We start from the raw sequence: 7,869 nt of genomic DNA on the forward strand, positions 1-7,869 counted from the left end.
GCCGCGCTGAGCGTTCAACTCGGGGTGCACGAACGTAGGACTCTCGCGGTCTGGACGTAGGACTCTCGCGCGCTGGAGGTAGGACTCTCGGCGCGTGGAGGTAGGACTCTCGACGGGTCAGTCGGGGAGGACCACGGAGACGATGCCGGCCAGGTGGGCCAGGCGGGCCACCTCGGCGGCGCGGAACATCGGCCCGCCCGGACGGCCCACGAGCAGCACCCGGTCCGGCTTGCCCAGCGGGGTGGCGGCCAGCTCGGTGCCCAGCTCCTGCCAGGTCGCCGGCACCCAGTCGTCCTCGCCGTCCAGCACGGTCGCGCGGGCCAGCGGCAGCCACGGCGGCGTCTCCAGCCGGGTCTCCGGGGCGGCCGACGACGAGGTGAGCCGACGCGCCTTGCTGCCGTCCCACGCCACCACCACCGCCCAGCCCGCCCGGATGATCTTGGGCACGCCCTCGGTGAACACCGCGAGGCCGGTCTTCGGCTCCTCCGCGACCTCCTCCACCAGCTCCAGCTCGCGGTGGGTGTCCAGCACTCCCGCGTACGGCCGGACCGCGTCCACCTCGACGCCCTCGATGGACTCCGCGGCGGTGATCAGCACGTCGGGCAGCCGCCCGGAGGGCAGTTCGACCACCAGGTCGTCGATGGCCAGGCCCGCACCGCGCTCCACCACGTCCACGCTGAGTATGTCGGCCCCGATCTCACCGAGCGCGGAGGCGACCGCGCCCAGTGCGCCGGGACGGTCCGGGAGCTGGACCCGGAGCAGGAAGGACACGGTGCACGCCTCCAAAGGCCGTGGTGGTTCGTCGGCGTGGAAACTCGCCGGTCGATGATTCTCGCAGACGCAGGATCGCTGTCCGACCCACCGGCCGCGTTGCGCGCGGGTAAAATCGCGCACCCCCGCGCGCGAGCGCGGGTAACCCGGTCGGAGGTCGGCCTGACCAGCCAATAGACTCGGCAGGTCCAAGAATCCGAACATCCGACCCACGGGGGTTGACGAGGTGCCCAGCATCTCCCGCGACGAGGTCGCGCACCTGGCCCGCTTGGCGAGGCTCGCCGTCACCGACGACGAGCTGGACCTGTTCGCCGGCCAGTTGGACGTGATCCTGCAGTCGGTGGCCACGGTGGGCGACATCGCCACCGCGGACATCCCGCCCACTTCGCACGCCGTTCCGCTGACCAACGTGTTCCGCGAGGACGTGGTGCGTCCCAGCCTCGGTCAGCAGCAGGCGCTCGCGGGCGCCCCCGCCGCCGAGGACGGCCGCTTCCGCGTGCCCCGCATCCTGGGGGAGGAAGCATGAGCGACCTGATCCGCAGCACCGCGGCCGAGCTGGCCGCCAAGATCGCGAGCCGCGAGGTCTCCGCGGTGGAGGTCGCGCAGGCCCACCTCGACCGGATCGGTGAGGTCGACGGCGCGGTCAACGCGTTCCTGCACGTCGACACGGAGGGTGCGCTCAGGGCCGCCCGCAAGGTCGACGAGGACATCGCCGCCGGCGCGCAGGTCGGTCCGCTGGCCGGTGTGCCGATCGCGCTCAAGGACGTGCTCACCACCGAGGGCGTGCCGACCACGGTCGGTTCGAAGATCCTCGAGGGCTGGGTGCCGCCCTACGACGCCACGGTCACCCGCAGGCTGAAGGAAGCCGGCGTGGTGATCCTCGGCAAGACCAACATGGACGAGTTCGCGATGGGCTCGTCCACCGAGAACTCGGCCTACGGACCGACCCGCAACCCGTGGGACCTCGACCGCATCCCCGGCGGCTCGGGCGGTGGCTCGGCGGCGGCGCTGGCCGCGTTCGAGGCGCCGCTGTCGATCGGCACGGACACCGGCGGCTCGATCCGCCAGCCCGGCTCGGTCACCGGCACGGTCGGCGTGAAGCCGACCTACGGCGGCGTGTCGCGGTACGGGCTGGTGGCGTTCTCGTCGTCGCTGGACCAGGCCGGTCCGTGCGCCCGCACGGTGCTGGACGCGGCCCTGCTGCACGAGGTCATCGCCGGTCACGACCCGATGGACTCGACGTCGATCGACGCGCCCGTCCCGCCGGTGGTGGCGGCCGCGCGCGAGGGCGCCTCGGGCGACCTGTCCGGTGTCCGCGTCGGCGTGGTGACGCAGTTCAGCGGCGAGGGCTACCAGCCGGGCGTGCTGCGCAGCTTCGAGGCGGCCGTGGCGCAGCTCAAGCAGCTGGGCGCGGAGGTCGTCGAGGTGTCGTGCCCGAGCTTCGACTACGCGCTGCCCGCGTACTACCTGATCGCGCCGAGCGAGGCGTCGTCCAACCTGGCCCGCTTCGACGCGATGCGCTACGGCATCCGCGTGGGCGACGACGGCACGCGCAGCGCCGAGGAGGTCATGTCGCTGACCCGCGAGGCCGGGTTCGGGCCCGAGGTGAAGCGGCGCATCATGATCGGCACGTACGCGCTGTCGTCGGGCTACTACGACGCCTACTACGGCTCGGCGCAGAAGGTGCGCACGCTCATCAGCCGCGACTTCGACGCCGCGTTCGCCACGGTGGACGTGCTGGTCTCCCCGACCACGCCGACCACCGCGTTCCCGATCGGTGAGCGCACCGGCGACCCGATGGCGATGTACAAGGCGGACCTGTGCACGATCCCGGCGAACCTGGCCGGCAACGCCGCCATGAGCGTCCCCAGTGGACTGTCCGACGAGGACGGGCTGCCGGTGGGGCTGCAGATCATGGCGCCGGCGCTGCAGGACCACCGGATGTACCGGGTGGCGGCGGCGTACGAGGTGGCGCGTGACGCGGCGCTCGGCGCACCGGTGATCCACGGCGTGCCCCAGTTGGCGGGTGCCCGGTGAGGGGCGGCCCGGTGGGGAAGGTCCGGACGGCCCTCGCGCTCGTCGGCGCCGCGGGTGCCGCCACCAGCGCCTTCTCCACGCTGAAGTCGGCTCGCGGCAAGAACGACAAGCTCGCGCTGGTCAACGCGGCGGCGAGCATCCTGGTGGCGATCACCGGCGCGGCGCTGGCCGCGCGGGGTCTGCGGAAGGACGGGAAGGCATGACGTCGGTGCACGAGCTGATGGACTACGCCGAGGTCATCGAGCGCTTCGACCCGGTGCTCGGCCTCGAGGTGCACGTCGAGCTGCACACCAGCACGAAGATGTTCTGCGGCTGCGCGAACGTCTTCGGCGGCGAGCCGAACACGCAGGTCTGCCCGGTCTGCCTCGGCATGCCCGGCGCGCTGCCCGCGGTCAACGGCAAGGCGGTGGAGTCGGCCATCCGGATCGGGTTGGCGCTCAACTGCGAGATCGCGGAGTGGTGCCGGTTCGCCCGGAAGAACTACTTCTACCCGGACATGCCGAAGAACTTCCAGACCTCGCAGTACGACGAGCCGATCGCGTTCAACGGCTTCCTCGACGTGACGCTGGACGACGGCTCGCTGTTCCGGGTCGAGATCGAGCGCGCGCACATGGAGGAGGACACCGGCAAGTCGCTGCACGTCGGCGGCTCGGACGGCCGCATCCACGGCGCGGAGCACTCGCTGCTGGACTACAACCGGGCGGGCGTGCCGCTGATCGAGATCGTCACCAAGCCGATCACGGGCACCGGCGAGCGGGCGCCCGAGGTGGCGCGCGCCTACGTCACCGCGCTGCGCGACCTGCTGAAGGCGCTCGACGTGTCGGACGTGCGGATGGACCAGGGGTCGCTGCGCTGCGACGCCAACGTGTCGCTGATGGCGAAGGACGCGACCGAGTTCGGCACGCGCACCGAGACGAAGAACGTCAACTCGCTGCGCAGCGTCGAGCGGGCGGTGCGGTTCGAGATGACGCGGCAGGCGGCGGTGCTGGCGTCCGGCGGCTCGATCACGCAGGAGACCCGGCACTTCGACGAGTCGACCGGCGGCACGTCGTCGGGTCGCACGAAGGAGACCGCGGAGGACTACCGGTACTTCCCGGAGCCCGACCTGGTGCCCATCGCGCCGTCGCGCGAGTGGGTGGAGGAGCTGCGCGGGACGCTGCCGGAGCTGCCGTGGGAGCGCCGCAAGCGGGTGCAGGAGGAGTGGTCGCTGACCGACGCCGAGCTGCGCGACCTGGTCAACGCCGGTGCGGTGGACCTGGTGACGGCCACGGTCGAGGCGGGTGCGACGCCCGCCGAGGCCCGGTCGTGGTGGGTGGCCTACCTGACCAAGGAGGCCAACGCCCGCGGCGTCGAGCTGGCGGAGCTGGGCATCACGCCGGCGCAGATCGCGCGGGTGATCGCGCTGGTCAACGCCGGTGAGCTGACCAACAAGCTGGCGCGCGAGGTCGTGACCGGCGTGCTGGAGGGCGAGGGCGAGCCGGAGGCCGTCGTCGAGGCGCGCGGGTTGAAGGTCGTCTCGGACGACTCGGCGCTGGAGCAGGCGGTGGACGAGGCGCTGGCCGCGCAGCCGGACGTGGCGGCGAAGATCCGCGACGGCAAGGTGGCCGCGGCGGGTGCGATCGTCGGCGCGGTGATGAAGGCGACGAAGGGTCAGGCGGACGCCAAGCGCGTGCGTGAGCTGATCATCGCCCGCTGCTCGTAGGGAACGGTCCGGCGGTGGGGTGGGGCGGCACGTCGTCCCACCCCACCGCCGTTTCACGTCCGGCGCACGGCGGTCCACTCGCGAGCGGTCCACTCGCGATCCGTCCCACCCGGACACCGTTGGTCACCGTCCCGGGACGGCCCGTGTCCGAACGGGATTCGCCTCGCCGCGACTGATTCCACGTCGCGAGGACCGGGTGGCGTCGCCTTATTGCGGACCCCGGATGCCTGCGCTCTGTTAACGCGTTCGCCCATTCGAGTGGTAACGGTTTCGGGGCTGCCGGTGCGGTGCTGGTCAGCGAAGCTCAAGATCGGCCCGTTGGTAGCGCTCGGTGAATTTCCTCCGCTCAGATGCGTCCATCTGTGTCAGTCTTGAGCCGTTCGGGAGCGTCGGGGGCCACCGAACCGACCGGAACAACCGCAGCAGTTACCCCGTTCAGGGGTCCCGTTGTAGGGGAGGCAACGCCATGTCTCGAACCGATCCGAAGCTCGTCGCCGAGATCGACGCCATCGAGGACGACCTGGTCGAGGTGACCGACACGTCCACCGAGGTCCAGCTCCTCGTGGGTGGTGGTGTCGAACCGACCGGCGGCCCGTACAAGCCGACCACGGACGAGCCGCTCGCGACCGTCGACCCGCTGGTGAAGCCGATGGGCGGCCCCTACAAGCCGACCGGCGACCCCGAGACCAACGGCGGCCCCTACAAGCCGACCACCGACGAACCCGCGGCGGCCACCCAGGCCGGCTGACGACCGCGTCAGCGGTGTCCGACCCCTCGAATGCCGCCGGCCACGTGCCGGCGGCATTCGCCTTGCCCGCTGTGATCTGATATGTCCGTGCCTGCGCAAACCCCCGTTCGCAGATCACGCGGGCCGCGCGGCCCCGCGGGACCTGACCGGGCGGTCGCGCTGGCCCGGCGGTTGCACCGCGGCGCGCTGGACGCGGCCACCGCCGACCGGCACCCGGCCGCCATGCGGCAGATGCGGCGGGGCCTGGCGCTGCTGGAGACACCGGGGATCGACCCGCAGGAACGGCTGGAAGTCCGCACCCGGCTGCGCAACACGCTGGCGTTCTGCCTGGCCGAGACGGGCAACGTCGACGACGGCCTCACCCAGCTCGCGGGCGTCGACGCGGAGCTCGCCGGGCTGCGCGACGAGGCGCTGCGCGCCCACCTGTCCACCCTGGTCAACCTCAACCGCGCCGCCCTGCTGTGCCGGGTGGGCCGCATCGACGAGGGCATCGCCCAGCTCGACCGGGAGATCGACCGCAGCGAACGGCGCCTCGCCGCGCACGCCGACCCCGAAGCCGTCGACCTGCTCGCGCTGGCCCTGTCCAACCGGGGCAACGCGCACGGCGAGGTCCACCGCCACGACAAGGCCGTCCGCGACCTCAACCGGGCCGTCGAGCTCGCGGAGGGCCACGACCTGCCGCTGCGCGCCGCGATCGCGAAGCACGCGCTGGGCAACGCGGTGCAGCGCGCCGGTGACATCCCGGCCGCCCTGCGGCACTACCACGAGGCCAACCGGGCGTTCCAGGAGCTCGAACCGGGGCTGCTGCTGAGGCTGCGCATCGACCAGGCGGAGGCGATGATCAGCGTCGGCCTGGCCGACGAGGCGGGCCGGTTGCTGGACGAGGTGCTGCCCGAGCTGCGCCGCCAGCGCATCGGGCAGGACGTCGCCGAGGCCGAGCTGTTCCGCGCGGCGGCGGCGCTGCAGGACGGGGACCTGGTGCTGGCCCGGCGGATGGCCACCTCGGCGCAGCGCAAGCTGGTCGACCGCGGCAGCCCGGCGTGGGCGGCGTTGGCGGGGCTGATCGCGCTGCGCGTCGACGCGGCCCGCACGCTCGGGTCGAGCCGCCCGGTCGCCGGGGTGGTGCGGCGGGCGGTCGAGCTGTCCGCCGAGCTGGCCGCGCTGAAGCTGGCCGACCAGTCCGCGTTCGCCCTGGTGCTCGCGGCCCGGCTGGAGATCCGCCGCGGCGACCCGGACCGCGGCGCCGAGCTGCTGCGCAGCGTGCCCAAGCCGCGCCGGATCGCGCCGATCGACCACCGGATGCTGCTGCGGCTGTGCCGGGCGGAGCTGGCCCTGGCCCGCGGCAACCCGCGGGTGGCGTTGGCGCAGGCCAAGGCGGGGCTCGCGGAGCTGGGCCGGATGCGTGACCGGCTCGGCGGCCTGGAACTGGTGTCCGGCACCGCCGTGCACGGCCGTGAGCTGGGCGAACTCGCCGTGCGCCTGGTGCTGCGCGGCGGTGACTCGACGGCCAACGCCAAGCGCCTGTTCACCTGGTTGGAGCGCACCAGGGCCCAGCTGTACCGGTACGACCCCGTCGAGTCCACCGTGGACGCCGAGCTGGCCGAGCGGATCACCGACGTGCGCAGGCTGAGCCGGGTCCTGCTGCGCGCCCGCCTCGACGGCCTGCCCACCGCGGAGCTGGAGGCGCGGCTGAAGGCGAGCCAGCGCGCCGCCACCCGGATGGGCTGGAACTCCGGCCCGTGGGGCACACCGCGCCCGGTCGTCACCCCGGACGAGGTGGCGGCCCGGCTCGACGGGCGGGCCGTGGTGAGCTTCGCGGTGTCCGACGACGAGCTGGTCGCCGTCGTCTTCGCGGGAGGGCGCGTGCGGATGGTGCGCCTCGGGTCGGCCGCCGCCGCCACCGAAGGCGCGCGCCGCCTGCACGCGGACCTCAACGCGCTGGCGCCCGACCACCTGCCGCGACCGCTGGCGGAGGTCATCTCGGCGTCCGCTCGCCGTGAGGCGGAGAAGCTGGACCGGTTGCTGCTGCGCCCGCTGGCGCCCATGATCGGGGACCGGTCGCTGGTCGTGGTGCCGACCGGCGCGCTGTACGTGGTGCCGTGGGGCGTGCTGCCGACGTGCGTGAACCGGCCGACGACCGCCGTGCCGTCGGTCACCGCGTGGGTGTCGACCCTCCGCGCGGAACGCGAGGTCGCCGACGGGGTGCTGCTGGTGCGCGGGCCGGGGTTGCAGGCCGCGCAGGGCGAGATCGACCGGCTCGCCGGCTACCACGGTGGCGCGAAGCTGCTCGGCGTGACCGACGCCAAGGTCGGCGCGGTGCTGAAGGCGCTGGACGGCGTGGAGCTGGCGCACATCGCCGCCCACGGCGAGCACGAGCCGGAGAACGCGCTGTTCTCGCGGTTGGAGCTGGCGGACGGCGCGATGTTCGCGCACGAGATCGGCCGGGTGCGGCACCCGCCGCACCGGGTGGTGCTGGCCGCGTGCGAGCTGGCGCTGAACCGGGTGCGCCCCGGTGACGAGCCGCTGGGCTTCGCGGGTGTCCCGGCTACCGCTGCCGCCACGGCCACACCGGTCCGCGCAGTGAGCACACCCCGGCCACGCTGTACCTGCG

7 protein-coding genes are annotated in these 7,869 nt (G+C 73.1%); 6 read left to right on the forward strand and 1 reads right to left on the reverse strand.

The window, feature by feature from the left end:
- Window positions 1-117: 117 nt before the first annotated feature.
- Complete coding sequence (locus AB0G02_RS23340) at window positions 118-771, reverse strand: ACT domain-containing protein (RefSeq protein ID WP_360797587.1); 654 nt, start codon at window positions 769-771, stop codon at window positions 118-120.
- Window positions 772-997: 226 nt separating this feature from the next.
- On the opposite strand from AB0G02_RS23340, the gene gatC reads away from it, so the two are divergent.
- From gatC to AB0G02_RS23370, 6 genes are all read left to right on the forward strand, one after another.
- Window positions 998-1,297: an Asp-tRNA(Asn)/Glu-tRNA(Gln) amidotransferase subunit GatC gene (gene gatC / locus AB0G02_RS23345; RefSeq protein WP_015104569.1), complete on the forward strand. Its 300-nt coding sequence runs from the start codon at window positions 998-1,000 to the stop codon at window positions 1,295-1,297.
- A complete protein-coding gene (gatA, locus tag AB0G02_RS23350) occupies window positions 1,294-2,808 on the forward strand; it encodes an Asp-tRNA(Asn)/Glu-tRNA(Gln) amidotransferase subunit GatA (RefSeq protein ID WP_360797588.1) in 1,515 nt (504 codons plus the stop codon). The genes gatC and gatA overlap by 4 nt, the downstream gene beginning before the upstream one ends.
- A gap of 11 nt (window positions 2,809-2,819) precedes the next feature.
- A complete protein-coding gene (locus AB0G02_RS23355; RefSeq protein ID WP_360797589.1) occupies window positions 2,820-3,011 on the forward strand; it encodes a hypothetical protein in 192 nt (63 codons plus the stop codon).
- Entirely contained in the window at window positions 3,008-4,510 is a 1,503-nt protein-coding gene (gatB, locus tag AB0G02_RS23360) for an Asp-tRNA(Asn)/Glu-tRNA(Gln) amidotransferase subunit GatB (protein ID WP_360797590.1), read from the forward strand. Before AB0G02_RS23355 ends, gatB begins: the two co-directional genes overlap by 4 nt.
- Window positions 4,511-4,976: 466 nt before the next feature.
- Window positions 4,977-5,258 (forward strand): hypothetical protein, encoded by a 282-nt coding sequence (locus AB0G02_RS23365; protein WP_360797591.1) that lies wholly within the window; start codon window positions 4,977-4,979, stop codon window positions 5,256-5,258.
- An 81-nt stretch (window positions 5,259-5,339) separates the two neighbouring features.
- Window positions 5,340-7,869 (forward strand): CHAT domain-containing protein (locus tag AB0G02_RS23370; protein ID WP_360797592.1); only part of this gene is annotated, 2,530 nt, incomplete at its 3' end.

The sequence above is a fragment of the Actinosynnema sp. NPDC023658 genome, from assembly GCF_040639995.1.
GTDB lineage: Bacteria > Actinomycetota > Actinomycetes > Mycobacteriales > Pseudonocardiaceae > Actinosynnema.